The sequence below is a fragment of the Robiginitalea aurantiaca genome, assembly GCF_030380815.1.
Taxonomy (GTDB): domain Bacteria; phylum Bacteroidota; class Bacteroidia; order Flavobacteriales; family Flavobacteriaceae; genus Robiginitalea; species Robiginitalea aurantiaca.
On sequence record NZ_JAUDUY010000049.1, the window covers coordinates 1 to 347 of the forward strand.

Sequence of the window (347 nt, forward strand, 5' to 3'; positions counted from 1 at the left end):
GGAACAAACCTTACGGTGACAGACGCTGGGGGAACCCAGAGTGTGGACATCAGCGGGGTAAGCACCGACGATCAGGATCTGACCGGTGCAACCCTGACGGGCAGTTCCCTTCAGATTGACATAGAGAATGGAAACTCAGCTACTGTGGATTTAGCTTCTCTGGTAGACGATGCAGATGCGGATCCGACCAATGAACTTCAGACCCTGAGCCAGAGTGGTACGGATGTCACGCTCTCTGATGGAGGAGGGACGATCTCAGTGGCAGATAACGACAATGATTCCTCAAACGAGATCCAGGATCTGGGCAGTGTACTTACAGAAGGCAACGATGCCGGAGGCGCGGCTAT

General features: G+C 53.9%; 1 protein-coding gene. It reads left to right on the forward strand.

Annotated elements, in window-relative coordinates; all coding sequences use genetic code 11:
- A partial coding sequence (locus tag QU605_RS15400; RefSeq protein ID WP_289726214.1) for a hypothetical protein occupies positions 1-347 on the forward strand: 347 nt, incomplete at both ends.